This window comes from Streptomyces sp. NPDC055013, from assembly GCF_053608645.1.
In genome coordinates, this window is sequence record NZ_JBSGVW010000020.1 from 76243 (window position 1) to 102671 (window position 26429).

The following is a 26429-nucleotide window of genomic DNA, read 5'->3' on the forward strand; positions in this document are numbered from 1 at the left end:
CGGTTGCTCGCCGCCCACCGCGGCCGACCAGCAACCTCGGCCCGCTGTCTGCCGTCCGTCGGTCAGGCTGCCGGGACTGCGGGTGCGTGTCGCGCGCTGCCTGCCGCCCGCGGTCGGCCCGCCACGAGGCGCTGCCTGCTCTCCATCGTCCGCGCGCCTGCTGGCTGCTGGCTGCCGCGTGCCGTCGGGGTCGAGCGCCGACCGGACTGCCGGAGTTCTGCGGGAGTGGTGTGTGCGCTGCCTGGTGCCCGCCGTCGGTTGCTCGCCGCCCACCGCGGCCGACCAGCAACCTCGGCCCGCTGTCTGCCGTCCGTCGGTCAGGCTGCCGGGACTGCGGGTGCGTGTCGCGCCTTGCCTGCCCCATCGTCAGCGGCGCCGCCAGTAGCGACCGTGCCGTCTCCCGGGCCTCGGCTGCCGGTCGCGTACCTAGCCCTGATGTCCGCCGTGGCCATGGCGCCCTCGGCCGGCAGATACAGCTGCGCCCCCGGCGCGTCGGGCAGCCCGGTCGCCGTCGTCAGTGAGTCGAGGTAGTCCCGGAACCCCCGCGCGCCCCGTCGGCTGACCGTCGCGGGCCGTCGCCCGGACCCTCAACCCCCGGCCCCCACCCGTTCCGCGGGGCGGAACGGGTGGGGGCGGGGCTGCAGTGCCGGGTGGGGTGCCACCGAGGTCGGCCGGAACGGGGCAAGGCGCAATCCGGCCACACCCCGCGGCAACCTGGGCACGAGGCCACGTGGCGGCGCCCGTAGAATCGGGCTCACCATGGCTTACCTCGACCACGCCGCGACGACCCCCATGCTCCCGGAGGCGGCAGAGGCCCTGACCGCCCACCTGAGCGTCACCGGCAACGCCTCCTCCCTCCACGCATCCGGCCGCCGCGCGAGGCGATCCGTCGAGGAGGCCCGCGAGACCCTCGCGGAAGCGCTCGGCGCCCGCCCCAGCGAGGTCGTCCTCACCTCCGGCGGCACCGAGGCCGACAACCTCGCGGTCAAGGGCCTGTACTGGTCCCGCCGGGACGCCGACCCGGCCGGCACCCGCACCCGCATCCTGGCCAGCCCCGTCGAACACCACGCCGTCCTCGACGCGGTCCACTGGCTCGGAGAGCACGAGGGCGCCGAGGTCGAATACCTCCCGGTCGACTCCCACGGCCGGGTCCACCCGGAGGCCCTGCGCGAAGCCGTCGCCCGCGACCCCCACGACGTCGCCCTCGCCACCGTGATGTGGGCCAACAACGAGATCGGCACCGTCATGCCGATCCGCGAACTGGCCGACGTGGCAAAGGAGTTCGACATCCCCCTGCACGCCGACGCCGTCCAGGCCTTCGGCCAGGTCCCCGTCGACTTCGCCGCCTCCGGCCTCGCTGCGATGACGGTCTCCGGCCACAAGATCGGCGGCCCGTACGGCATCGGCGCCCTGATCCTCGGCCGTGATCACACCCCCGTCCCCGTCCTGCATGGCGGCGGCCAGGAACGCCACGTCCGCTCCGGCACCCTCGACGTCCCCGCCATCGCCTCCTTCGCGGTCGCCGGCCGCCTCGCCGCCGAGCAGCGCGAGTGGTTCGACCGGGAGATCGGCGCCCTGCGCGACGCCCTGGTCGACGCGGTCCGTACGGCCGTCCCGGACGCGATCCTCGGCGGTGACCCGGCACCCGGCGGCCGTCTCCCGGCCAACGCGCACTTCACCTTCCCGGGCTGCGAGGGCGACTCCCTGCTCCTGCTGCTCGACGCCCAGGGCATCGAGTGCTCCACCGGCTCCGCCTGCACCGCGGGCGTCGCCCAGCCCAGCCACGTCCTCCTGGCCACCGGCACCGACCCCGACCTGGCCCGCGGCACCCTCCGCTTCTCCCTCGGGCACACCTCCACGGAGGCCGACGTCGAGGCGGTCGCCAAGGCGATCGGCCCGGCGGTGGAACGCGCGCGGGCGGCCGGCCTCACCTAGAGCGCTATGCGGGCGCCGTACGCGCCGCCCGCACCAGTTTCATGTACCGGTCCCAGTCCCAGTGCTTCCCGGGGTCCGTGTGGTCGGTCCCCGGCACCTCCACGTGCCCGATGATGTGCTCGCGGTCGACGGGGATGTCATAGCGCGCGCATATGCGGGCCGTCAGCCGCGCCGAGGCCTCGTACATCTCGTCCGTGAGGTCCTGCGGCCGCTCCACGAAGCCCTCGTGCTCGATGCCGACACTGCGCTCGTTGTAGTCGCGATTGCCCGCGTGGTACGCCACGTCCAGCTCGCGGATCATCTGCGTGACGTGACCGTCCTTGCGGACGATGTAGTGCGCGGCCGCCCCGTGTTCCGGGTCCTGGAACACCTTCACCGCGCTGTCGAAGCTGCCCTGGGTGACATGGATGATCACCATGTCTATGCCGTAGTCGTCGGGCCGGTCAGCCCGCCGCCAGTTCGCGTCCGACGCCGCCACCCACCGCGCGCCGGTGTAGTCGACCTCGCCCTCCTTGCGCGGCTTCTCCACGCCCGGCACCCGCCACCACAGCCGCGCGAGCTCGTCGCGGGCCAGCACGGCCGAGCCCGCCGCCGCCACTGCCCCACCGATCAGCAACGCGCGACGGCCGACCTTCCGGTCGCCGTCCTTCGGAGCCTTCCGCTGTCCCATGTGATCGTCAACGGATACTCGCGGGTCCTGGTTCCCACGCCCCCGTACCCTGGAAGGGTTATGACTGACACCGCGCAGCCCTCCCGCCCCCTCCGTGTCCTCGCCGCCATGTCCGGCGGGGTCGACTCCGCCGTCGCCGCCGCCCGCGCGGCCGAGGCGGGCCATGACGTCACCGGCGTCCACCTCGCGCTCTCCGCGAACCCCCAATCCTTCCGCACGGGCGCGCGGGGCTGTTGCACCATCGAGGACTCCCGCGACGCCCGCCGCGCCGCGGACGTCATCGGCATCCCGTTCTACGTGTGGGACCTCGCCGACCGCTTCCGCGAGGACGTGGTCGAGGACTTCATCGCCGAGTACGAGGCCGGCCGCACCCCGAACCCCTGCCTGCGCTGCAACGAGAAGATCAAGTTCGCGGCCCTGCTGGACAAGGCCCTGGCCCTCGGCTTCGACGCGGTCTGCACCGGCCACTACGCGACGGTCGTGCTGACCGAGGACGGCACCCGCGAGCTGCACCGCGCCTCCGACATGGCCAAGGACCAGTCGTACGTCCTCGGCGTCCTGGACGAGCAGCAGCTCGCCCACGCGATGTTCCCGCTCGGCGACACCCTGACGACGAAGGACGAGATCCGCGCGGAGGCGGAGCGCCGCGGCCTGGCGGTCGCGAAGAAGCCCGACTCGCACGACATCTGCTTCATCGCCGACGGTGACACCCAGGGCTTCCTCGCGAACCGCCTCGGCAAGGCGGAGGGCGACATCGTCGACGAGGCGGGCGCGAAGCTCGGCACCCACGAGGGCGCGTACGGCTTCACCATCGGCCAGCGCAAGGGCCTGCGCATCGGCACCCCGGCCCCCGACGGCAAGCCTCGCTACGTCCTCGACATCTCGCCGGTCAACAACACGGTGACCGTCGGCCCGGCGGACTCCCTCGACGTCAGCGCCCTCACCGCCATCAAGCCCCGCTGGTGCGGCACCGCCCCGACCGGCCCCGGCACCTACACCGCCCAGCTCCGCGCCCACGGCGGCGAGACCGAGGTGACCGCCGAGCTGGTCGACGGCACCCTGGAGGTCACCTTCACGGACCCGGTCCGCGGAGTGGCCCCCGGCCAGGCGATCGTCCTGTACGACGGCACGCGCGTGGTGGGCTCGGCGACGATCGCGTCGACTCAGCGGGCGACGACGGCGGCCGTCTGAGGCGAGGCGCCCGGGCGCGGCCGGACTCCAGGCACACGCGTGTGCCCGTATCCGGCCGCGATCACGCCCCGAAGAACTCCGCGAGCACCGGCCCGAGAACGTCCGGCTCCACCATGTGGGTCTGCCCCTCCAGGCTTCGGTACGTCCCCTCGGGCACGGTCTCCGCGACCGTCCGCGTCGCCTCACGCATCCACGCGGGGCTCACGCTGCCCGCGACCGCCAGCACCGGCACCCCGATCGAGGCCAGCCGGTCCTGGGGCAGCAGACCGTCGCCCATCACGGCGTCGTCGTACGCCAGGCTCGGCGCGATGGTCTCCAGACCGGGCCACATGGGCGACTGGCGGGCACCCTGGATCATCTGCTCGGCCATGCCCGTGAGCCGCAGGAAGAGCTCGACGGCGTCCCCGCGCCGGTCTTCCGCCAGCGCCTCGGTCAGCCGCTCGGTGTACTCCGCCCGCTCCTTGGCGCCGCCCTCGTAGACGGCGAACGGCACCTCGTACACGGCGACCTGGCGCACCGGCAGCCCGCTCGCCGCCGCCTCGAGCGCCAGGGCGCCGCCCGACGAGACACCGTAGAGCGCCGCCTCGCCGCCCACCGCCTCGATCAGCGCTGCAAGATCCTCGACCTCGCGCTCCACCGCGTACGGCTGGGTGTCACCGCTCTCGCCGCGCCCCCGACGGTCGTAGGAGACGACCCTGAAGCGATCCGCGAGAGGCACGGCCAGCGGCGCGACAGTGGCCCCGGTGGACATCGCCCCACTGACCAGGATCACCGCCGGCCCCTGCCCGCTGCTCTGGTACGCGATGGAGGTGCCGTCGTGCGAAATGGTGTTCTTGTCCATGCCTGTGGAGATTGCCGTATGGGGCGGCCCTAATCGTTTACGACACCTCGACTTCGTAGAAGCACAGGTGGTCCTTGATCTCGGCCACGTCCGGCTTCGGGTCCGGATAGGCCCAGACGAGGTCGGCCGCGTCGGGCAGCGACCAGTAGGAGGCCGTTCCCTTGAAGGGGCAGTAGGAATGGGTCTCCGAGGGCGTCAGCAGGTCCAGGCGTACGTCCTCCGGCGGGATGTAGTAGCGCACGGGACAGCCCGTCTCCCGCAGGAGGAGAGGGCGGTCGGATTCAGCCAGGATCTGGTCGCCGCGGACGACCCGCACCCGTCGCGTGCCCTGCTCGATAGTGATCGTGTGTCCTTGAGCCATATCGGAAAAGCACTCGCGGGCCCCCGGTTCTTCCCGCGTACGGTGGCTGCATGCGTATCTGCGTCTTCCTTTCCGCCGCCGACCTCGACGACCGTTACACGCGACCCGCGCGTGAGTTCGCGAAACTGCTGGGCAAGGGCGGGCACACGCTCGTGTGGGGCGGCTCCGACGTCGGGCTGATGAAGGTCGTCGCCGACGGGGTGCAGGAGGCGGGCGGCCGGCTGGTCGGGGTCTCCGTGCAGTTCCTGGCCTCCAAGGTCCGGCCGGGCGTCGACGAGATGGTGATCGCGAAGGACCTGGCCGAGCGCAAGAAGCTGCTGCTGGAGAAGGCCGACGCAGTGGTGATCATGGTCGGCGGCACCGGGACCCTCGACGAGGCGACGGAGATCCTTGAACTGAAGAAGCACGGCCACACGGACAAGCCGGTCGTCCTGCTCAACACCGCGGGCTTCTACGACGGCCTGAAGGAGCAGTTCCGCCGCATGGACGACGAGGGCTTCCTGCCCCGCCCCCTGACCGACCTGGTGTTCTTCGCGGAGGAGCCGGTGGGGGCGCTGGCGTACCTGGAGGAGAGCCAGGGAGTGGAGTGACCGGGCACTGATGCGAGCATGGCGGGCATGGCAACTCATGTGATCACCGGAGCGGGCTCCGGCATCGGCGCGGCCGTCGCCCGCCGTCTGCACGCGCGCGGGGACGATCTCGTCCTCCACGCGCGCGACGCGGGCCGTGCGAAGGAGCTGGCGGCGGAGTTCCCCGGCGCGAAGACGCTGGTCGGCGACCTGGCGGACCCGGACAAGCTGTCCTGGGCCTTCTCCCACCAGACGCTCCCGGGCCGGGTGGACTCCCTGCTCCACATCGCCGGGGTCGTGGACCTCGGCGCGGTGGGCGACCTGACCCCGAAGTCCTGGCGCCATCAGCTGAACGTCAACCTGATCGCCCCGGCGGAACTGACCCGCCACTTCCTTCCCCAGCTCCGCACCGCCCGTGGCCACGTGATCTTCGTGAACTCGGGCGCGGGCCTGCGCGCGAGCGCCGAGTGGTCCGCGTACGCCGCGTCCAAGCACGGTCTGAAGGCCCTGGCCGACTCCCTGCGCAACGAGGAGCACGGCAACGGCGTCCGGGTCACGTCCGTCTACCCCGGCCGCACCGCCAGCCCGATGCAGGCGAAGGTCCACCAGCAGGAGGGCAAGGAGTACGACGAGTCGCAGTGGATCGACCCCGAGTCGATCGCCACGACGATCCTGATGGCCCTGGACCTCCCGAGGGACGCGGAGGTCAACGACCTGACGGTCCGGCCGGGAAACTGACGGCACCATCCGGATACTTCAGCCCGTCCGGCGTTTGAGGATGAGGCCCGCAGGGCCGAAGCGGGGGTCTGGGGGCGGCAGCCCCCAGGCACGGCCCCACCGCGCAGGCCCACCGCGCAGGAACCCCCGGAGGGGTTACGTAGGCTTCGGGGGTGAGCGACAACACCACCCAGGCCGGCTTCGGCGGAGCCACCGGCATCGGTTCCATGCCCGGCGGCGATGCCCGTGAGGCCGCCAAGACCGTCACCGGGTCCTTCGAGGACTTCCCGTTCCTCGCCGAGCTGCCCGCCCGCGGCCCCGGCGCGGACATGATCGGGCGGACCGCGGGGATGCTCGTCGAGCTGTACGCGCGCGTGGAGCCCAGCGGATGGCGGATCGGGGACCGGCCGGGGCGGGACACCAGGCGGGCGAGGTCGTGGCTGGGGGAGGACCTCGACGCGCTGGAGGAGTTCACCCAGGGATACGAGGGGCTGCTCAAGGTCCAGGCCGTCGGGCCCTGGACCCTGGCCGCGGCCCTGGAGCTGAGGAACGGCGAGGTCGTTCTCTCCGACGCCGGCGCCTGCCGCGACCTCGCCGCCTCGCTCGCCGAGGGGCTGCGGCAGCACCTGGAGGAGGTCGCGCGCCGGGTGCCCGGCGCGCAGCTCGTCCTCCAGCTCGACGAGCCCTCCCTCGTCGCCGTACTGCGCGGGCAGGTCAAGTCGGCCAGCGGCTACCGGACCCACCGTGCCGTGGACCGGCAGATCGTCGAGGCCACCCTCCGCGACGTCGTCGGGGTTCACGGCGGCGGCCCCGTCGTGGTCCACTCATGCGCACCGGACGTCCCGTTCGCCCTGCTGCGCCGGGCGGGCGCTGCGGCGGTCTCCTTCGACTTCTCGCTCCTCACCGAACGTGACGACGATGCGATCGGCGAGGCCGTGGAAGGGGGCACCCGGCTCTTCGCAGGTGTCGTCCCCGGCACGGACGGCCCGTTGTCAGACCCTGCCGGTAGCGTCATGGGTGTCAGGACGTTGTGGCGCAGGCTGGGGCTGTCACCGGGGCTTCTCGCGGAGGCTGTCACGGTCACGCCGTCGTGCGGACTCGCGGGGGCCTCCCCGGAGTACGCGCGCAAGGCACTCGCGCACTGCGCCCGGGCGGCGAGATCCCTCGCGGACAACCCAGAGTAACGGGAGGACCATACGGTGGCCGGCGACAAGCAAGCGGAGACGACGGTGCCCGCAGAGGCACGGGAGAAGCACGCGAAGCTCGCTGAGCAGATCGAGGAGCACCGCTTCCGGTACTACGTGAAGGACGCTCCGGTCATCAGCGACGCGGAGTTCGACGAGCTCCTGCGCTCGCTCGAAGCGCTGGAGGACGAGTATCCGGAGCTGCGCACCCCGGACTCGCCGACCCAGAAGGTCGCCGTCGAGTACGAGACGGACCTCGCCGAGGTGGAGCACCGCGAGCGCATGCTCTCCCTGGACAACGTCTTCGACGACGCGGGCCTCGCGGCCTGGGCGGAGAGAGTGGCCAGGGACGTCGGCGGTCCCGACTACCACCTGCTGTGCGAGCTCAAGGTCGACGGGCTCGCGGTCAACCTGACGTACGAGGACGGCCGGCTCACCCGGGCCGCCACCCGGGGCACCGGACGGATCGGCGAGGACATCACGCCCAACGTCATGACGATCGCGGAGATCCCGCACCGGCTGCAGGGCGACCGTGTGCCGCGGCTCGTCGAGATCCGCGGCGAGGTCTACTTCCCGATGGAGGCCTTCGCGGACCTCAACGCCCGGCGTGTGAAGGCCGGGGAGAAGCCGTACGCCAACCCGCGCAACTCCGCCTCCGGTTCGCTGCGGCAGAAGGACCCCAAGGTCACGGCCACGCTGCCGCTGCACATGGTGGTCCACGGCATCGGCGCCCTGGAGGGGTACGAGGGCATGACCCGCCTCTCCGAGGCCTACGACCTGCTCAAGAGCTGGGGCCTGCCCACCTCCACGCACGCCCGGGTGGTCGACGGCCTCGACGGCGTCCGGGAGTTCATCGCGTACTACGGCGAGAACCGCCACTCCGTGGAGCACGAGATCGACGGCGTCGTCGTCAAGCTCGACGAGATCCCGCTCCAGGGCCGCCTCGGTTCGACCTCGCGCGCGCCGCGCTGGGCGATCGCGTACAAGTACGCGCCGGAAGAGGTCAACACCAAGCTCGTCAACATCCGTGTGGGCGTGGGCCGTACGGGCCGGGTCACGCCGTACGCCCAGGTCGAGCCGGTCACGGTCGCGGGCTCGGAGGTCGAGTTCGCCACCCTGCACAACCAGGACGTCGTCAAGGCGAAGGGCGTCCTCATCGGTGACACGGTGGTGCTGCGCAAGGCCGGTGACGTGATCCCGGAGATCCTCGGGCCCGTGGTGGACCTGCGTGACGGCAGCGAGCGCGAGTTCGTGATGCCGTCCGAGTGCCCGGAATGCGGTACGGCGCTCAGGCCGATGAAGGAGGCCGACGTCGACCTGCGCTGCCCGAACGCCCGCAGCTGTCCGGCCCAGTTGCGTGAGCGCCTGTTCTATCTCGCGGGCCGCAAGGCGCTGGACATCGAGCATTTCGGCTATGTCGCCGCCGCCGCGCTCACCAAGCCGCTGGAGCCGTCCGAGCCGCCGCTGCTGGACGAGGGCGACCTGTTCGACCTGACCGTCGAGCAGCTGCTGCCCATCAAGGCGTACGTCCTGGACCAGGACAGCGGCCTGCCCAAGCGTGACCCGAAGACCGGCGAGGAGAAGATCGTCACGATCTTCGCCAACCAGCAGGGCGAGCCCAAGAAGAACGCGGTCGCGATGCTGGAGAACATCGCCGCCGCGAAGGCCCGTCCGCTCGCCCGCATCCTCACCGGCCTGTCCATCCGTCACGTCGGACCGGTCGCCGCCGAGGCGCTGGCCCGCGAGTTCCGCTCGATCGAACGTATCGAGCAGGCCGGCGAGGAGGAGTTGGCGAACACCGACGGCGTCGGCCCGATCATCGCCGCGTCACTGAAGGAGTGGTTCGCCGAGGAGTGGCACCAGGAGATCCTGCGCAAGTGGAAGGCGGCCGGCGTACGCACGGAGGAGGAGGGCTCCGGGGAGGACGAGGGACCGCGTCCGCTGGAAGGGCTTACCGTCGTCGTCACCGGCACTCTGGAGCACTTCACGCGCGATGGCGCCAAGGAGGCGCTGCAAACTCGCGGAGCGAAAGTGACCGGTTCCGTTTCGAAGAAGACATCTTTTGTTGTCGTAGGTGACAACCCTGGGTCCAAGTACGACAAGGCAATGCAGGTCAAGGTGCCAGTTTTGAACGAGGACGGCTTCAACGTCCTCCTGGAGCAGGGGCCCGACGCGGCGGCCGAAGTTGCGCTACCCGCAGAGGAGTAGCGGTTGAAGGCGCCCCGATCGGCGCATATCAGATGCATACGGGTGGCTGGGGCGCATTCGGGCAACCGTCGACGACCGCTGCCCGTGGAAGCCTTCTGCGGCCTACTGTTGAGGTGTGCGCCTGCCGTGCCCAGCTGCGGTCGGGGCATCCCCTTGGCTCTGCAGAGCTTTGAAGGGCGAGGGGAAGGGTTTTCCAACGCGGTGCCGTTGAAGGTTGTTGTCGGGCATCGGGCCGCGTGGCGTGGGCACCGCCGGCTGTGAGAGGGACGGGAATGGAACCGACCGAGAGCGCCGCCCCCGACTCACGGCTGCGCCGGATGGCCGGCGCGTGGCGGGGGTGGGCGGCACGGACCGCGGAGCGTTCGCGGGCGGAAAGAGGTGCGGGGAGCGCCGCCGGGCGGAAGGTCATGACGGAGGACCGCACCGCCGTGCCATTCAACGCCGAGCGCGCCGACGGGTTGCCCGGCGCGGATCACGAACGGCACCTGTCCTGGCCCGCGCTGCCCGCGGCGGTCGTCGCTGCGGCCGGGTTCGTTCTCGGCGCCGGGTTCTACCGGGCGTTCTCCGGCGACCACGCCCTCTTCCCGTCCGGCACCGTCGGCTGGTCCCTGGCCGTGCTGACCGGCATCATCGTCGGCCACCTGGTGGCCCTCGGCCGCGCCCGCTGGTGGGGCGGCACCGGATCCGGCGCCGCCCTCACCCTCGCCGTGCTGATGCTGTACGGCTGGGTGCCCGCCGGGATGGTCAGCCTCACCGTCGTCGTTCTGGTCGGCATCGCCCGGCGGGGGCGCTGGCTGCAGGGTGTGCTGCACGGCGCGGTGGACATCCTCGGCATCGCCGCGGGAGCCCTCGTGCTGGCCGCCTTCGGCCGGGTGCCGACCGTCGAGCACCCCTGGGACCCGGACACCTGGACCCTCTACACCGCGCCCGGCGTGGTGCTCGTCGCCGTCTCCTATCTCGCGGTCACCCGGGTCCTGCTCTGGTACCTGCACGCCCCGCGCGGCGGCCTGCCCACCGTCGCCCGCACGGCCCTGGTCAGACAGGGGCTGGTCGCGGTCGCGCTGCTCGGCATCGCCCCGCTGGTGTGCGTGGTCGCCACCGCCAAGCCCCTGCTGCTGCCGCTGTTCTCCATCCCCCTCGTCGCCCTCGACTCCACCCTGTGGATCGCCCGGGCCCGGGCGGAGGAGCAACTGCGCGACCCGCTGACCGGGCTGCCCAACCGGCAGTGGCTGCTGGAGCGCATCTGGACCGCGCTCGACGACGCCGAGCGCATCGGCGCCCGGTCCGCCCTGATGCTGATCGACCTCGACCGTTTCCGGTCGGTCAATGACACGCTCGGTCATCTCGCCGGTGACCGGTTGTTGTTGCAGATAGCCGACCGGCTGCGGCTCGCCCTGCCGCGCGGAGCGGAGGCCGCGCGGCTCGGTGGTGACGAGTTCGCCGTCTTACTGCCGGTCGCCGACTCCACGACGTCCGCGACCCGGGTGGCCCGCAGCCTCGTCGCCGCCCTCAGCTCCCCGCTCGATCTCGACGGCCTCACCCTGGTCCTGGAGGCCAGCGCCGGTGTCGCGGTCTTCCCCGACCACGCGCCCGACGCCGAGGGGCTGCTGCGCCGCGCGGACGTGGCGATGTACCAGGCGAAGCGGGACCGTACCGGCGTGGAGGTCTACGAGTCGAAGCGGGACTCCAACACCCCGGACCGGCTGGGCCTGCTGGGAGATCTGCGCCGGGCGCTCGACGCGCACGAGGTCGAGCTGCACTACCAGCCGAAGGTCCGCTTCGACGGACAGGTCGCCGGCCTGGAAGCCCTGGTCCGCTGGGTGCATCCCGAGCGCGGGAAGGTTCCGCCGGACGAGTTCATAGCGATCGCCGAGTCGTCCGGGCTGATGCCGCATCTGACGGAGTACGTGCTGGAGACGGCGCTCGGGCAGGTGGCCCGGTGGCGGTCCCAGGGGCTGTTCGTGCCCGTCGCCGTGAACGTCTCGCCGCGTGACGTCCACACCCCCGGATTCGCCGGCTCCGTCGCCGCCCGGCTCGCCCGCCACGGCGTTCCCGCGGGAGCGCTCCAACTGGAGATAACGGAACACGTCCTGCTGGAGGACCCGCAGCGGGCCGCGGACACGCTCGCCGGGCTGACCGGCCACGGCGTGAAGATGTCCCTGGACGACTTCGGCACCGGGTACTCGTCCCTCGTGCACCTCAGACGGCTGCCCGTGAGCGAACTGAAGATCGACCGCTCGTTCGTGGCCCGGCTCGCGGTGGACAACGAGGACGCGGAGATCGTGCGCTGCACCGTGGACCTCGCGCACTCGCTGGGCCTGCTCGTGGTCGCCGAGGGCGTCGAGGACGACGAGACCTGGGAACGCCTGCGGGATCTGGGCTGCGACGCCGTACAGGGATGGCTGGTCGCCGCGGCGATGCCGCCCGAGGAGACCACGGCCTGGCTGCTGGCGCGGGGATCGCGCGGGTGGCAGCGGCCGCGTGCGGCGCTGCCGGCCGCCGAATGAAGTGCCCTGCCGTGCGGGTCGGCTGAAGACAGGCCGTTCCGCGCGGGGCGGCTAGCTGTCCGCCCCCGCCGTGAAATGCCCCGTCAGCAGGTCCAGCCGTCGCGCGTGCGCCTCCTCCGGCAGCCGCCCGCTCCGCATCAGCGTGACCAAACCGTGCAGGCCCGCCCAGTACGTCTCCGTGAGCAGGCCCGGGTCGTCCCCCTCGACGGCGATCGGCTCGACCGCGGCCAGCAGTTCGGCGAAGGCCCGCTGCAGCGGCTCGGGGGCCTCGGGGGTGGCAAAAGGCAGGTCCACCCGGTGCGTGAACATCGCGTCGTAGAGCGCCGGCCGGCGACGTGCGAACGCCGTGTACGTCTCGCCCACCGCCGCCAGCGCCGCGCGCCTGCCCTGCGCCGCCGTACGGGCCGTATGCAACTCGTCGGCCAGGTCCGCGCAGCCCTGCACCGCGACCGCGGCCATGATCGCGTCCTTGCCCTTGAAGTGGCTGTAGAGGACCGGCTGGCTGTACTCGATCTCCGCCGCCAGCCGGCGGGTCGTCACCGCGTCCCAGCCCTCGGCCTCCGCGAGTTCCCGCGCGGCCGTGACGATCAACCGCTCGCGTTCCGCTCGTTCGCGCTCCCTGCGCGTCTGGATCGACATGCCAGAAATTCTAGCAGCGCTAGCACAGCTGTCGATGCTCTGCTAGCTTCGCTCTTGTCCCTAGCAGTGCTAGCGAGGAGTGAAGACATGACCGTGACCGCCTACACCCTGGCCGTCGTGCTCAACCTGTTCTGCGTGTTCCTCGGGTACCGGTTCCTGTTCCAGCCCGCCTCCGCCGCCACCGGTTACGGCGTTCCGGCCCGGCCGGACGGCGACGCCGGCGCCTATCTCTCGATCAAGGGTCTGAGGGACGGCACCTTCGGCCTGCTGGGCCTGGCGCTGCTGTTCTTCGTGGGCGCCCGCGCCGAGGCCTGGTTCATGCTCGCCGTGGCGATCGTGCCGCTCTGCGACACACTGATAGTGCTGCGGCACGGCGGAACGAAGGCCGTCGCGTTCGGGATCCACTTCGCCACGGCGATCGTCGTCCTGATCTCCGCAGCCCTGCTCTTCCTCGTCTGACCTCGCCCGAGTACGTCAAGACCGGCACCGGGGGTTCGACATGTCGCTGTTCGTTCCGAAGTTCGACGAGTCCGTGATCGTCCGCGCGGCCGAGGCGGAGGTCGTCGGCCGCGCGCCCACCACCATGCGGCTGCTGGCCGACAGCAGCCGGACGGGCGGTGCGCTGTCCACCCAGCGCGTCACGCTCGCGAGCGGTGCCGACGGCGCCAAACCGCACTGGCACGCCAACTCCGCCGAGATGTTCTTCCTGCTCGACGGCGCCGCCGAGATCCTCTCCGGCGACGACGTCGTCACCGCCGGCCCCGGCGACCTCGTCGTCGTACCCCCCGGAAAACCGCACGCCTTCGGCGCCGTGCCGGGCGCCGACGCCGACCTCCTGATCGTCATCACCCCCGGCGTCGAGCGCTTCGAGTACTTCCGCCACCTCCAGCGCATCGCCCTCGGCGAGGCCACCCCGGAGAGCCTGCTGGAGGTGCAGGAGCTGTACGACAACCACTTCATGAGGAGCGCGGTCTGGGAGGGGCGCCGTCACTGACGGACGAGGCCCTGGGAAACCGTTTCACGGGCACAGGTCCCCGACCCATAGGATTGGGCCAAACCACACACACTCACCCCAGAGGATCGCTGCATGCCTGGCATCACGCGCGAGGAGGTCGCCCACCTCGCCCGGCTGGCGCGTCTGGAGCTGAAGCCCGAAGAGCTCGAGCACTTCGCGGGACAGCTGGACGACATCATCGGCGCGGTCGCCCGCGTCAGTGAGGTCGCCGACCAAGACGTACCGCCGACCTCGCACCCGCTCCCGCTGACGAACGTCATGCGGGCGGACGAGGTCCGTCCGTCGCTCACCCCCGAGCAGGCGCTCTCCGGCGCCCCGGCCCAGGAGCAGCAGCGTTTCAAGGTGCCGCAGATCCTGGGGGAGGACTAATCGCCATGACGGACATCATCAAGCTCACGGCCGCCGAGACCGCCGCGAAGATCGCCTCCGGCGAGCTCACCGCGGTCGAGGTCACCGAGGCCCACCTGGCCCGCATCGAGGCCGTCGACGAGAAGGTGCACGCCTTCCTGCACGTCGACCGCGAGGGCGCCCTCGCCCAGGCGCGTGCCGTCGACGAGAAGCGGGCCAAGGGCGAGAAGCTCGGCCCGCTGGCCGGCGTCCCGCTCGCGCTCAAGGACATCTTCACCACCGAGGGCGTGCCCACGACCGTCGGCTCGAAGATCCTCGAGGGCTGGATCCCGCCGTACGACGCGACGCTCACCAAGCGGCTGAAGGCCGCCGACGTCGTCATCCTCGGCAAGACCAACATGGACGAGTTCGCCATGGGGTCCTCCACCGAGAACAGTGCCTACGGCCCGACCGGCAACCCCTGGGACCTCACCAAGATCCCCGGTGGATCGGGTGGCGGCTCCTCCGCCGCGCTCGCCTCCTTCCAGGCTCCGCTCGCCATCGGCACCGACACCGGCGGCTCCATCCGCCAGCCGGCCTCCGTCACCGGCACGGTAGGCGTGAAGCCGACGTACGGCGCGGTGTCCCGCTACGGCATGGTCGCCTTCTCCAGCTCCCTCGACCAGGGCGGCCCCTGTGCCCGTACGGTCCTGGACGCGGCCCTGCTGCACGAGGTCATCGCCGGGCACGACCCGATGGACTCCACCTCGATCGACGCGCCGGTCCCGCCGGTCGTCGAGGCCGCCCGCAACGGCAGCGTCGAGGGCATGCGCGTCGGCGTCGTCAAGCAGTTCCGCGGCGAGGGCTACCAGGCCGGCGTCATCCAGCGCTTCGACGAGTCCGTCGAGCTGCTGAAGGAGCTGGGCGCGCAGATCGTCGAGCTGGACTGCCCGTCCTTCGACCTGGCGCTCTCGGCGTACTACCTGATCGCGCCCTCCGAGTGCTCCTCCAACCTCGCCCGCTTCGACGGCCTGCGCTACGGCCTGCGGACCGGCGACGACGGCACGAACTCCGCCGAGGCGGTCACGTCGATCACCCGTGAGGCGGGCTTCGGCCCCGAGGTGAAGCGCCGCATCATGCTCGGCACGTACGCCCTGTCGAGCGGGTACTACGACGCGTACTACGGCAGCGCCCAGAAGGTCCGCACGCTCATCACCCGCGACTTCGAGAAGGCCTTCGAGCAGGTCGACGTGATCGTCTCCCCGACGACGCCGACCACCGCCTTCGCGATCGGCGAGCGTGCCGACGACCCGATGGCGATGTACCTCGCCGACCTGTGCACCATCCCGACCAACCTGGCTGGCAACGCGGCCATGTCCCTGCCCTGCGGTCTGGCTCCGGAGGACAACCTCCCGGTCGGCCTGCAGATCATCGCTCCGGCGTTGAAGGACGACCGGCTCTACAAGGTCGGCGCTGCTGTCGAGGCCGCCTTCGTGGAAAGGTGGGGGCACCCGCTGATCGAGGAGGCTCCGTCGCTGTGAGTGCACTGACCAAGGCCAAGGGCTTCAAGAAGTCCAAGTCCGGTACGTACCTGTCCATGGCCGCCACCGCGTTCGGCGCGTTCGGCGTCGCAAAGCGGCTCAAGACGGCCCGCGCCGAGAAGGACACCCTGGTCCTGATCGACGCCACCGTGTCCGCCGCCGCCATCGTCACCGGCCTCGCCATCCTCTACCGCGAGCTGAAGCGGCTGGGCGACGACGACGTCCTGCTGGGCTGAGAGGGAAGTTTCACCGTGACCACCACGACCGACCTGGTGTCGTACGAGGACGCGCTGGCGTCGTACGACCCCGTCATGGGCCTTGAGGTCCATGTCGAACTCGGCACCAAGACCAAGATGTTCTGCGGCTGTTCGACCGAACTCGGTCAGGACGCCAACACGCAGACCTGTCCCACCTGCCTCGGCATGCCCGGCGCGCTCCCGGTCGTCAACGCGATCGGCGTGGAGTCGGCGATCAAGATCGGTCTCGCGCTGAACTGCGAGATCGCCGAGTGGTGCCGTTTCGCCCGGAAGAACTACTTCTATCCGGACATGCCGAAGAACTTCCAGACCTCCCAGTACGACGAGCCGATCGCCTTCAACGGCTACCTCGACGTCCAGCTGGAGGACGGCGAGACCTTCCGCGTGGACATCGAGCGCGCCCACATGGAGGAGGACACCGGCAAGTCGACGCACGTGGGCGGTGCCACGGGCCGTATCCACGGCGCCTCGCACTCGCTCCTCGACTACAACCGCGCCGGCATCCCGCTCATCGAGATCGTCACCAAGCCGATCGTCGGTGCGGGCGAGCGTGCCCCCGAGGTGGCGAAGGCGTACGTGCGTGAGCTGCGCGAGCTCATCAAGGCGCTCGGCGTCTCCGAGGCCCGTATGGAGATGGGCCAGATGCGCTGCGACGTGAACCTGTCGCTGCGCCCGCACGGTCGCGAGAAGTTCGGCACCCGTTCCGAGACGAAGAACGTCAACTCCCTGCGGTCCGTGGAGCGTGCGGCCCGCTACGAGATCCAGCGGCACGCCGCCGTGCTGAGCGGTGGCGGGACGATCATCCAGGAGACGCGGCACTTCCACGAGGACACCGGGTCGACGACCTCGGGCCGCGTGAAGGAAGAGGCCGAGGACTACCGGTACTTTCCCGAGCCTGACCTGGTGCCGGTGGCCCCCTCGCGCGAGTGGGTCGAGGAGATCCGGGCGGGCCTCCCGGAGCTGCCGCTGGTCCGCCGTACCCGACTCCTGGCGGAGTGGGGCATCTCGGCCGTCGAGATGCAGGCGATCCTCAACGCCGGCGCGCTGGACCTGATCGTCGCGACGATCGACGCCGGTGCCGACGCCGCCTCCGCCCGCAAGTGGTGGATGGGCGAACTCGCCCGCAGCGCCAACGAGTCGGGCAAGGCGCTCGACGAGCTGGCCATCACGCCGGCGCAGGTGGCCCGCGTCACCGAGCTGGTCTCGAAGGGCGACCTGAACGACAAGCTGGCCCGCCAGGTCATCGAGGGCGTCCTCGCGGGCGAGGGCACCCCGGACGAGGTCGTCGACAAGCGCGGTCTGAAGGTCGTCTCGGACGAGGGTGCGCTCACCACGGCCGTCGAGGAGGCCATCGCCGGCAACCCGGCCATCGCGGACAAGATCCGCGGCGGCAAGGTGGCCGCGGTCGGCGCCCTGGTCGGCGCGGTCATGAAGGCCACCCGCGGCCAGGCCGACGCGGCACGCGTCAAGGAGCTGATCCTTCAGCAGCTGGGCGTCAGCGAGGGCTGAGCCGAAGCGCGTACGGCCCCGGAGGCAAGTCCTCCGGGGCCGTCGCCTTGCGCGGCGCTACGGCTTACGGCGTCCTACGAGCCGTACGAAGCCCAGCGCGCGGCCCTCGTCATGGCGCAGCATCTCGCCGACCTGGCGGGCCATCGTGCGATGCCACTCCTCCGGGCTCTCCTCGGCGATCACCTCGCACCACAGCAGCCAGTCCCGCCAGCCGTCGTCCAGCCAGTCGGCGGCCTCGACCTCGACGGCGCCGCTGCGGGTCCACTGGCGTCGCCACCAGTCGGCGGAGTGGAAGCACCAGTAGTCAGGCTCCCACCACGGCTGGAGATGCTCCGGCGGCTCGAGCCCCTCCGGCTCCTCCCGCAGCGCGGGTACGACGACGCCGATCCGCCCGCCGGGCCTCAACAGCCGCGTCAGGGTGGGCAGATAGAGGTCGTCGGTGCCGAAGTACTGGTACGCGTCGACGCTCACGATCGCGTCGAAGCTGCCCTCGGCGAACGGCAGGTCGTGCGCCTCGGCGTGCACGGGCAGCACGCGGTCGGCGAAACCGGCCTCGGCGATGCGCCGGGCGTTGTCGTCGGGCTTGATCCACAGGTCGGCCGCGGTGACCTGGGCGTCGTACTCCCTGGCCAGGAAGACCGAGGTCATCGCCCGTCCGCAGCCCAGGTCGAGGACGCGCGCGCCGGGGCGCAGGGCGTCCAGGCCGAGGGCGGGGGCGAGCCACTCCAGCAGCCAGAGGGCGTTCGGACCCATCTGGTTCTCAACGACCCAGCGGGGGTCGTAGCTGGTGCTGCGTGGATAGCGAGCGTGGGTCAGCCGCTCGGTGAGGTCCTCACTCGAGGTCCTCGGGGTGATGTCCGGCATCGGTGAACGGGCTCCTTGAGTCCGGGAAGGCGGAATGGGATACGGAGGAGCTCGGCCGGACGCTCAAACAATGCACCTGCTCAGGTCGGCGGCGGTGTGCCGCAGCATGGCTGACCTCCGGAAACTAGCAGTGGCAGGTACGGCCCGGCATCCGGTTTCCCGGCGCGACCCGCTACGCTCGCCCGCCATGAGTGGACGCGGTGATTCCGAGATATCCGAGACGGGGGAGGACCGGACCGAGACGCCCGAGGACCCGGACGACGGCAGGGACTTGGAGGATGTCGAAGACCTGGACGACGTCGAAGACCTGGACGACGTCGAAGACCTGGACGACGTCGAAGACTTGGACAACGTCGAGGATCCGGCGCAGGTGGCGCGGCGGGCCCGCTGGACGGCGGCCGGGACCGGGGCGCTGCTCGCCCTTGCCGGACTGGCCGCCGCGATGCTCCGCGCCACCGGCACCGCGCCGGCCCTCGTCCCGGCCGCCTACGCCGTCGGCGCGGCCTTCTGCGCGCTCGCCGCGTTCCTCGGCTCGCGGGGTCGCACCCGGCGGGCGCTGTGGCTGCTCGTCACCGGGGTGATGGTGATGGCGCTGGGGGATCAGTTCGACTGATGTGAACGGCGGCACTCGTGAGCTACAGAGTGACCGTTACTGTCCTGTGATCTGCCTCCCACTCGTGTGAATAAACGCACGAACGGGGCAAACGATCATTTCCGCCTGCGAGAGTTTGCTTCACATCGCTCACGCGTTCTTTGCGGGCTGTTCACTTCACATGAACGACTGTTCCCGGTCAAAGATCCACATATAGCCCTGGGAGCACGTTCGTGGCAGCCCTTGCACGCTGGTGTGTCCAGCGCCGCCTCGTCGCCGTACTGCTCTGGCTCCTTGCCTTCGGCGGGGTGAGCGCGGCCGCCGCCGTGACCGGCTCCGCGTACTCGAACGACTACCAGGTCCCCGGCACCGAATCGGGCCGCGCCACCCAGCTGCTGGAAGACGGCTTCCCCGGGCTCGGCGGCGACAGCGGCACCGTCGTCTGGCACACCACCTCCGGCACCGTGCGCGCCGCCGACGTCGAGCAGACCATGACGCGCACCCTGGACGAGATCGCGGAACTGCCCGGAGTGGCGGCCGTGAGCAGCCCGTACGACAAGCAGGGCGCCGCGCAGATCAGCGAGGACGGGCACACGGCGTACGCCACCGTGACCTTCCACGCCGGAGCCGCGAGCCTCGACGAGGGCGACGCACAGGCCGTCGTGAGCGCGGCCAAGGACGCCGAGGCCGGCGGGCTCCAGGTGGAGCTGGGCGGCAGCGCCGTCGGGCTCACCGAGGCGCCGGGCGGGCACATCGCCGAGGTCGTCGGGGTGGCCGTGGCGGCCGTCGTGCTCTTCCTCGCCTTCGGTTCGCTCGCCGCCTCGCTGCTGCCCATCGCCACCGCGCTGGTGAGCGTCGGCACCGCGTACGCCGGGATCGCGCTGCTCGGGCACGCCATGACCGTCGCCGACTTCGCGCCGATGCTCGGCATGCTCATCGGGCTCGGCGTCGGCATCGACTACGCGCTGTTCATCGTCACCCGGCACCGGCGCGGGCTGAAACGCGGGCTGCCCGTCGCCGAGTCGATCGCGAACGCCGTCGCGACCACCGGACGGGCCGTCGTGTTCGCGGGTGCCACGGTGTGCATCGCCCTGCTCGGCATGCTGATCCTGCAGCTGAGCTTCCTCAACGGCGTCGCGATAGCCGCCTCGCTGACCGTGGTCCTGACGGTCGCCGCCTCCGTGACCCTGCTGCCCGCCCTGCTGTCCTTCATCGGCATGCGCGCCCTGAGCCGTCGCGAGCGGCGCCGGCTGGCGGAGCACGGACCTCAGCCCGAGCTGCCGACCGGGTTCGCCGCCCGCTGGTCGGCGTTCGTGGAGCGCCACCCCAAGGCGCTCGGCGCGATCGCCCTGGCCCTCATCACGGTCCTCGCGCTGCCCACCCTCGGCCTGCGCCTCGGCACCTCCGACCAGGGCAACAACCCCCAGTCCGCCACCACCCGCCAGGCCTACGACCTCCTCGCCGACGGCTTCGGACCCGGCGTGAACGGCCCGCTCACCCTCGTCACCCAGGTCGACGGCGGCGACGACAAGCTCGCCCTGGACAACCTCGACGCCACCCTGCGCACCACCGAGGGCATCGCGGCCGTGACCCCGGTGACGTACAACAGCGGCGGGAACACCGCCTACCTCACCGTCGTACCGGAGTCCTCGCCGCAGTCGCAGCAGACCAGCGACCTCGTCGACCGGCTGCGCTCCGAGGTTCTGCCGCGCGCCGAGACCGGCACCTCGCTCGATGTGCAGGTCGGCGGCATGACGGCCGGCTACGACGACTTCGCCGACGTGATCGTCGGCAAGCTGCCGCTGTTCGTCGGTGTCGTCATCGGCCTGGGCTGTCTGCTGCTCCTGCTCGCCTTCCGGTCCGTCGGCATACCGCTGAAGGCCGCCGCGATGAACGTCGCCGCGGTCGCCGCCGCCTTCGGTGTCGTCGTCGCGATCTTCCAGTGGGGCTGGGGGAGCGAGCTGCTGGGACTGGGCCGCGCCGGGCCGATCGAGCCCTTCCTCCCCGTGATCATGGTGTCGGTGCTGTTCGGCCTCTCCATGGACTACCAGGTCTTCCTGGTCAGCCGGATGTACGAGGAGTGGCTGGAGACCGGTGACAACCGGCGGGCCGTGCGGATCGGCCTCGCCGAGACCGGGCGGGTGATCAACTCCGCCGCCGTCATCATGATCTCGGTCTTCCTGGCCTTCGTCCTCAGCGGCGACCGCGTGATCGCCATGTTCGGCATCGCGCTCGCCGCCGCCGTCGCCCTCGACGCCTTCGTCCTGCGCACCCTCCTCGTCCCCGCCCTGATGCACATGCTCGGCGGCGCCAACTGGTGGCTGCCCCGCTGGCTCGACAGGCGCATGCCCCGCATCAGCATCGAACCGCCCGAGTCCCGCGCCGCCCATGAGAGGCTCACCGACGTCGTGGCGGAACTGGAGAAGGAGCAGCGGGGCGATGTACGCGATATCGCTGGGTGACGACGGAGCCGAGTTGCGGCCCCTGGAGCCGTGGCACGCCGAGGAGTTCCTGGCCCATCTGGAGCGCGGGCGGGAGTTCATCAACGAGTACGTCCCCTTCGGCTCGAAGGCCACGGACGTGGACGCCGCGCGTGCGGTGCTCCAGCGGTACGCCGACATGCGCGCCGCCGACACCGGGTCCCTGCACGGCCTGTGGCTGGAGGGCAAGCTGGTCGGCGGGGTGCTCTTCCTCAACTTCGACGCCGAGAACGCCAACTGCGAGGTCGGCTGCTGGCTGGAGCCCGCCGGCACCGGGCGGGGGCTCGTCACGCGCGCGATGCGCGTACTCGTCGATTTCGCGGTCGAGCAGCGCGGCATCCACCGCGTCGAGTGGATCGCCTCGGCCGGGAACACGGCCAGCCTGAACGTGGCGCGCCGCCTCGGCATGACCCGCGAAGGGGTGCGCAGGGAGAGCTACCCCTATCGTGGGGTGCGGCACGACCTCGAGGTGTGGTCGATCCTGGCCCCCGAGTGGCGTGAGGCACGCACGCGTGCCGTCCACAATGATCAGTAAGAGGCCTCAACGATCATTAAGAGACCTCTCATACTGCGTCCGTACGGTGCGAGGCATGGGAACGAAGACAGTGGACGAGACCGGCGCCGACCGAGGCACTGAGGCGAAGACCGACGAGGAGAAGGTGGACGTCGTCAAGGCGGGCGACGCCACTGACGCCACCGGCTCCGACGAGGTCGAGGAGAACGACGACATCGAGGCCGAGGACGAGGTGACCGCTCAGGCCACGGAAGCGACCCCCTCCGCTGTCGGCCAGGGCGCGGCCGCGGTCGTCTCCGCGGCGCTCGGCCTTGTCTCCCTGACCGGTGGCTGGATCGGTACGGTCGCCGCCGCGCGCGAGACCCTCGTGGGCCAGCTGGAGACCGCCTCGAACGCGAGCGTCTCCCAGCAGATCAAGGAGGTCTACGGCGACGCCTGGCAGACCTCCGCCCTGTGGGCCGGCGTGTTCGCACTGGCCGCGCTGATCGTCGGCGTCGTCGTGCTCGCCCGGCCCGCGTTCGGAGCGCCCGGCAAGCCGCAGGCCCCGTGGATCAAGTCCGTCGCCTGGGGCGGTGTCGCGCTCGGCGTCATCGGCCTGCTGCTGGCGGTGCTCAAGTACACCGACGCCCTGCTCGGCCTGCCCTCAGCAAGCTGAACCACCTGAATCACCGCAGGTCCCGAGGGGCCTCAGGACCGCCGTAGGTACCTTAGACGGCGCCCTGAGGCCCCTCAGGCGCGTCTAAGGCCTCTCGGCCGCCGAAGATGCGGAACTCTCCCGATGTGGCGGACCCGCCTTGGAGACGAAGGTTGACCCATCGCACAAAGCGATGTCGGAGATCGCGTCTCACCAGGGAAAACGAGGGTCCTGTCATGTACGAGTACGAACTTCACCACATCCGCTCCGCCGACCTGATCCGCGAGGCCGAGCACGAGCGCATGGTCCGCGAGGCCATCCGCCTCCGCCGCGCCGCGAAGCGCTCCACCAAGGGCGCGACGGAGGCGGAATCGCATACGTCCCGCCTCCGCAGGTCCCGGCATCCGCGCGCCGCGTGACGGCGGCGGTCACGGGGGCCGACGGTCGCCTCCCGGCGCAGGGGTTTTCCGGGGGCGGCAGCCTCCGGAAAACCGATGCCGGACCCGCAGCGGCGCGTGCGATGCTCGGACCCGTGGAGAGCCGGTCCGTCAGTCCCGTGTTCGTCGGTCGCGCAACCGAGTTGGAGACTCTGAACGACGCCCTCGCCCGCGCCGCCGCGGGCGAACCGCAGGCGTTGGTGATCGGCGGCGAGGCAGGGGTCGGCAAGACCCGCCTCGTCGAGGAGTTCGCCACCGCCGCGGGCGAGGGCGCCGCCGTGGTCGCGCTGGGCGGCTGCGTCGAGATCGGGGCCGACGGGCTGCCGTTCGCCCCGTTCTCCACCGCGCTGCGCGCCCTGCGCCGGGAACTGCCCGGCGAGCTGGCCGCCGCGGCCGCCGGCCAGGAGGAGGAACTGGCCCGGCTGCTGCCCGAGTTGGGCGAGACGGCCCCGACCCGCGGCGCGGACCGTTCCGACGAGGAGGGCATGGCGCGGCTCTTCGAACTCACCGCCCGCCTGCTGGAGCGTGTCGCCACCGGCCGCACGGTCGTCGTCGCCCTGGAGGACCTGCACTGGGCCGACGCCTCCACCCGCCACCTCCTCGCCTATCTCTTCCGCACGCTGCGCACCGGCCGCCTCGTCGTCCTCGCGACCTACCGCTCCGACGACATCCACCGCCGCCATCCGCTGCGCCCGCTCCTCGCCGAACTCGACCGGCTGCGCACGGTCCGCCGCATCGAACTCGGCCGCTTCAACCGCGCCGAGGTCGGCCGCCAGATCACCGGCATCCTTGCCACCGAGCCCGACCCCGCCCAGGTCGACGAGATCTTCGAACGCTCCGACGGCAACGCCTTCTTCGTCGAGGAACTCGCTGTCGCCGCCCACGAGGGCAGTTGCGTCGGGCTCACCGACTCGCTGCGCGACCTGCTCCTCGTCCGGGTCGAGGGCCTGCCCGAAAGCGCCCAGCGGGTCGCCCGGATCGTCGCCGAGGGCGGCTCCACCGTCGAGTACCGGCTGCTCGCCGCCGTCGCCCAGCTCGCCGAGGACGACCTCATCGAGGCGCTGCGGGCCGCCGTCAACGCCAACATCCTCATCGCCGCGCCCGGCGGCGACGGCTACCGCTTCCGGCACTCCCTGGTCCGCGAGGCCGTCGGTGACGACCTGCTGCCCGGCGAGCGCTCCCGCCTCAACCGCCACTACGCCGAAGCCCTGGAGGCCGACCCGACGCTCGTCCCCGCCGGCGAGCGCGTGATGCGGCTGGCCAGCTACTGGTACCACGCCCACGACCCGGCCAAGGCCCTGCCCGCCGTCCTGGACGCCTCCGTCACCGCCCGCCGACGGCACGCCCGCTCCGAGCAACTGCGGCTGCTGGAACGCGCGATGGAGCTGTGGGACTCCGCCCCCGAGGACATCCGGGCCACCCTGCGCCCCGTCGACTACACCGAGGTCTACCCTCCCCCACTGTCCGAAAGACGTGGGGGGACCCCCAGCGGCTGCGACCCCGACACCACGCCCCTGCGCTACCTCGACCTGATGGCCGAGGCCGCCGTCGCCGGACGGCTCTGCGGGGAGCGCGAACGCGCCCTGAAGATCACCAAGCGCGCCCTGCACCTGCTGCAGGACGAGGGCGATCCGATGCGCGCCGCCTGGTTCTGGGTCCAGCGCTCCCGACTCGTCCAGTCCCTGGCCCGCGGTGACGGCTGGAAGGAACTCGGCACCGCCCAGCAACTGGTGCGTGGCCTGCCCCCGTCCGAGGTGCACGCCGAGGTGCTGGCCGCCGCCGCCAACTGGTCGATGCTCCGCGCCCCCGGCCCCGACGCCATGTCCGCCGCCGAACGCGCCGTCGAGTACGCACGCATGGTCGGCGCCGAGGACATCGAACTGAACGCACGCCTCACGCTCGGCAACCTCATGGTCGACGCAGGGCACATCGAGTCCGGACTGGCCCAGATGTACGAGGCCAGGGACGAGGTGCTGGCCCGCGGACTGACCTCCGTGGTGGGCCGCAGCCATGTGAACCTGCCCTCCGTCCTGGAAGGGATCGGCCGCTCCGAGGACGCGGTCGGCATCCTGCGCGAGGGCCTGCGCCTCACCCAGCAGTGGGGACTGCGCGACTCCGAGGCCTGGGTGTGGGCGAATCTCGCCAAGTCGCTGATCTCCTTGGGTCGTTGGGACGAGGCCGACGCGGCCGCGGTGAACGCCCAGCGCACAGGACAGTCCGCCAAACCGCTCGGCGGCGGCTCCAACAGCCTCGCCCACCTCGCGCTCGCCCGCGGCGACACCGCCGCTGCCGCCCGCCATCTGGCCACCAGCCGCGCCTCCTACGGCACCCACGACCCCATGCCGCAGAACGACCTGCGCATGTCCTGCCTCGCCCTCGGCATAGCCGCCGCCGAGGGCCGCCTCCTCGACGCCCGCGCGGAAGCCGACCGGGTCCTGGACGCCGGCTTCCCGCCCGGCACTCAGCGCTACGTCTGGCCCCTGCTGCTGGCCGCCGCCATCGCCGAATCGGACGCCCGCGCCCAGGCACTGCCCGCCGCGCAGGAGGGCCGCCCCGCCTTCCTGGAACGGCTCGGCGACGCCGTCCGCAAGCTCACCACCGGCGCACCCCTGTGGCTGGCCTACGAGAAGTGGACCCGGGCCGAACTCGACCGCGCCGAGGACCGGGCCAACCCCGACACCTGGTCGGACGTGGTCACCGCCTTCGAAGCCCTGGAGCGCCCCTACGACCTCGCCCAGGTCCGCCACCGCCTGGCGGAGGCGCTGCTCGCGATCGGCGGCGACGACGAGCGCGCCCGCGCCACGGAACTGCTCCGCCTGACCCGGGCCGCCGCCACCCACCTGGACGCCCGCCCGCTAGTCGACGCCACGACGCACCTGGCCCAGCGAGCCCGCCTCGCCCTCACGACAGCCCCGCCCCCGACCGACCCGGCCGAATCCCTCGGCCTCACCACCCGCGAACGAGACGTCCTCCGCCTGGTCTCCGCAGGCCGCACCAACCGCCAGATCGCCGAGGAACTCTTCATCTCCCCGAAGACGGCCAGCGTCCACGTGTCGAACATCCTGGGCAAGCTCGGCGTCTCCGGGAGGGGCGAGGCTGCGGCCGTGGCCCATCGGACGGGGATGTTCGCGACCGAATCGCTCCCGTCCGGGACCTGAGCCCGAGGTTTACGCTGTAAGGGACGTTGGCCCAGGGAGGTTGCGTGTTCAACACGTTCGAGGAACTCTTCGCGCCCGGCCGTAAGCACACCCGTGACGAAAAGAACCGCCTGGAACTCACCCGCGTGGACGTCGGGGACAACGACCCCGGGCGCGGACCGATAGATCTCGCGTCCGGGAAGGTCGTCGTACGGCCGCCCGAACCGTCGGCCGAGGGGGACGACGACGATGGTGACGGGAGGCGCGACGGAGAGGGGTGAGGCGGCCGCCCAGGTCGCC

Annotated in this window: 25 protein-coding genes; 20 read left to right on the forward strand and 5 right to left on the reverse strand. The window is 71.4% G+C overall.

The annotated features are described in order from the left end of the window. Nucleotides 1–759 precede the first annotated feature (759 nt). Complete coding sequence (locus ACWGDB_RS23845; RefSeq protein WP_453824250.1) at nt 760–1935, forward strand: cysteine desulfurase family protein; 1176 nt, start codon at nt 760–762, stop codon at nt 1933–1935. Between the two features lie 4 nt (nt 1936–1939). Here the strand turns inward: ACWGDB_RS23845 and ACWGDB_RS23850 are convergent, their stop codons facing one another. Then, a complete protein-coding gene (locus tag ACWGDB_RS23850; protein WP_383628578.1) occupies nt 1940–2605 on the reverse strand; it encodes an N-acetylmuramoyl-L-alanine amidase in 666 nt (221 codons plus the stop codon). A gap of 60 nt (nt 2606–2665) precedes the next feature. Here ACWGDB_RS23850 and mnmA point away from each other — a divergent pair, with 60 nt between their 5' ends. Further along, a complete protein-coding gene (gene mnmA, locus ACWGDB_RS23855; protein WP_427839816.1) occupies nt 2666–3796 on the forward strand; it encodes a tRNA 2-thiouridine(34) synthase MnmA in 1131 nt (376 codons plus the stop codon). Between the two features lie 61 nt (nt 3797–3857). On the opposite strand, the gene ACWGDB_RS23860 is transcribed toward mnmA, so the two are convergent. Next, nucleotides 3858–4637, reverse strand: a complete 780-nt coding sequence (locus ACWGDB_RS23860) for an alpha/beta fold hydrolase (RefSeq protein WP_453824251.1) — start codon at nt 4635–4637, stop codon at nt 3858–3860. A gap of 37 nt (nt 4638–4674) precedes the next feature. Continuing rightward, nucleotides 4675–4998 carry a DUF427 domain-containing protein gene (locus tag ACWGDB_RS23865; protein ID WP_383607507.1) on the reverse strand — a complete coding sequence of 108 codons (324 nt, stop codon included), beginning with the start codon at nt 4996–4998 and terminating at the stop codon, nt 4675–4677. Between the two features lie 50 nt (nt 4999–5048). Between ACWGDB_RS23865 and ACWGDB_RS23870 the strand changes: the two genes are divergently transcribed. From ACWGDB_RS23870 to ACWGDB_RS23890, 5 genes are all read left to right on the forward strand, one after another. Beyond that, on the forward strand, nt 5049–5588 hold the full coding sequence (locus ACWGDB_RS23870; RefSeq protein WP_328879048.1) for an LOG family protein: 540 nt from the start codon (nt 5049–5051) through the stop codon (nt 5586–5588). Nucleotides 5589–5615: 27 nt separating this feature from the next. Beyond that, nucleotides 5616–6305 carry an SDR family oxidoreductase gene (locus ACWGDB_RS23875; protein ID WP_453824252.1) on the forward strand — a complete coding sequence of 230 codons (690 nt, stop codon included), beginning with the start codon at nt 5616–5618 and terminating at the stop codon, nt 6303–6305. A 152-nt stretch (nt 6306–6457) separates the two neighbouring features. Continuing rightward, nucleotides 6458–7468, forward strand: a complete 1011-nt coding sequence (locus tag ACWGDB_RS23880; protein ID WP_453824253.1) for a methionine synthase — start codon at nt 6458–6460, stop codon at nt 7466–7468. Nucleotides 7469–7483: 15 nt separating this feature from the next. Then, nucleotides 7484–9676: an NAD-dependent DNA ligase LigA gene (gene ligA, locus ACWGDB_RS23885; RefSeq protein WP_453824254.1), complete on the forward strand. Its 2193-nt coding sequence runs from the start codon at nt 7484–7486 to the stop codon at nt 9674–9676. 272 nt (nt 9677–9948) lie between these two features. After that, on the forward strand, nt 9949–12183 hold the full coding sequence (locus tag ACWGDB_RS23890; RefSeq protein WP_453824255.1) for a putative bifunctional diguanylate cyclase/phosphodiesterase: 2235 nt from the start codon (nt 9949–9951) through the stop codon (nt 12181–12183). Nucleotides 12184–12234: 51 nt separating this feature from the next. On the opposite strand, the gene ACWGDB_RS23895 is transcribed toward ACWGDB_RS23890, so the two are convergent. Further along, nucleotides 12235–12822 (reverse strand): TetR/AcrR family transcriptional regulator, encoded by a 588-nt coding sequence (locus tag ACWGDB_RS23895; protein WP_453824256.1) that lies wholly within the window; start codon nt 12820–12822, stop codon nt 12235–12237. Nucleotides 12823–12909: 87 nt separating this feature from the next. Between ACWGDB_RS23895 and ACWGDB_RS23900 the strand changes: the two genes are divergently transcribed. The 6 genes from ACWGDB_RS23900 (at nt 12910) to gatB (ending at nt 17471) form a co-directional block, all read left to right on the forward strand. Further along, entirely contained in the window at nt 12910–13281 is a 372-nt protein-coding gene (locus tag ACWGDB_RS23900; protein ID WP_453824257.1) for a DUF4267 domain-containing protein, read from the forward strand. Between the two features lie 40 nt (nt 13282–13321). After that, nucleotides 13322–13816, forward strand: a complete 495-nt coding sequence (locus ACWGDB_RS23905; protein ID WP_453824258.1) for a cupin domain-containing protein — start codon at nt 13322–13324, stop codon at nt 13814–13816. Between the two features lie 93 nt (nt 13817–13909). Beyond that, entirely contained in the window at nt 13910–14206 is a 297-nt protein-coding gene (gene gatC, locus ACWGDB_RS23910; protein ID WP_007384860.1) for an Asp-tRNA(Asn)/Glu-tRNA(Gln) amidotransferase subunit GatC, read from the forward strand. A gap of 5 nt (nt 14207–14211) precedes the next feature. Beyond that, entirely contained in the window at nt 14212–15705 is a 1494-nt protein-coding gene (gatA, locus tag ACWGDB_RS23915; protein ID WP_451177390.1) for an Asp-tRNA(Asn)/Glu-tRNA(Gln) amidotransferase subunit GatA, read from the forward strand. Next, nucleotides 15702–15941, forward strand: a complete 240-nt coding sequence (locus tag ACWGDB_RS23920) for a hypothetical protein (protein WP_328423132.1) — start codon at nt 15702–15704, stop codon at nt 15939–15941. The genes gatA and ACWGDB_RS23920 overlap by 4 nt, the downstream gene beginning before the upstream one ends. A 15-nt stretch (nt 15942–15956) precedes the next feature. Next, nucleotides 15957–17471, forward strand: coding sequence for an Asp-tRNA(Asn)/Glu-tRNA(Gln) amidotransferase subunit GatB (gatB, locus tag ACWGDB_RS23925; RefSeq protein ID WP_453824259.1), 1515 nt, complete (start codon nt 15957–15959; stop codon nt 17469–17471). Nucleotides 17472–17528: 57 nt separating this feature from the next. Here the strand turns inward: gatB and ACWGDB_RS23930 are convergent, their stop codons facing one another. Continuing rightward, nucleotides 17529–18335 carry an SAM-dependent methyltransferase gene (locus ACWGDB_RS23930; RefSeq protein WP_453824260.1) on the reverse strand — a complete coding sequence of 269 codons (807 nt, stop codon included), beginning with the start codon at nt 18333–18335 and terminating at the stop codon, nt 17529–17531. Between the two features lie 187 nt (nt 18336–18522). Here ACWGDB_RS23930 and ACWGDB_RS23935 point away from each other — a divergent pair, with 187 nt between their 5' ends. The 7 genes from ACWGDB_RS23935 to ACWGDB_RS23965 all read left to right on the forward strand — a co-directional run bounded on the left by ACWGDB_RS23935 (nt 18523) and on the right by ACWGDB_RS23965 (nt 26410). Beyond that, complete coding sequence (locus ACWGDB_RS23935) at nt 18523–18948, forward strand: hypothetical protein (protein WP_453824261.1); 426 nt, start codon at nt 18523–18525, stop codon at nt 18946–18948. Between the two features lie 212 nt (nt 18949–19160). Then, on the forward strand, nt 19161–21389 hold the full coding sequence (locus ACWGDB_RS23940) for an MMPL family transporter (RefSeq protein WP_453824262.1): 2229 nt from the start codon (nt 19161–19163) through the stop codon (nt 21387–21389). Continuing rightward, on the forward strand, nt 21367–21942 hold the full coding sequence (locus ACWGDB_RS23945; RefSeq protein WP_453824263.1) for a GNAT family N-acetyltransferase: 576 nt from the start codon (nt 21367–21369) through the stop codon (nt 21940–21942). The genes ACWGDB_RS23940 and ACWGDB_RS23945 overlap by 23 nt, the downstream gene beginning before the upstream one ends. 55 nt (nt 21943–21997) lie before the next feature. Next, nucleotides 21998–22576 (forward strand): hypothetical protein, encoded by a 579-nt coding sequence (locus ACWGDB_RS23950; protein ID WP_453824264.1) that lies wholly within the window; start codon nt 21998–22000, stop codon nt 22574–22576. 215 nt (nt 22577–22791) lie between these two features. Next, nucleotides 22792–22974 (forward strand): hypothetical protein, encoded by a 183-nt coding sequence (locus tag ACWGDB_RS23955; protein WP_383607493.1) that lies wholly within the window; start codon nt 22792–22794, stop codon nt 22972–22974. A 101-nt stretch (nt 22975–23075) separates the two neighbouring features. Beyond that, complete coding sequence (locus ACWGDB_RS23960) at nt 23076–26150, forward strand: helix-turn-helix transcriptional regulator (protein ID WP_453824265.1); 3075 nt, start codon at nt 23076–23078, stop codon at nt 26148–26150. A gap of 44 nt (nt 26151–26194) precedes the next feature. Next, nucleotides 26195–26410 (forward strand): DUF6191 domain-containing protein, encoded by a 216-nt coding sequence (locus ACWGDB_RS23965; protein ID WP_453824266.1) that lies wholly within the window; start codon nt 26195–26197, stop codon nt 26408–26410. Nucleotides 26411–26429: the final 19 nt, after the last annotated feature.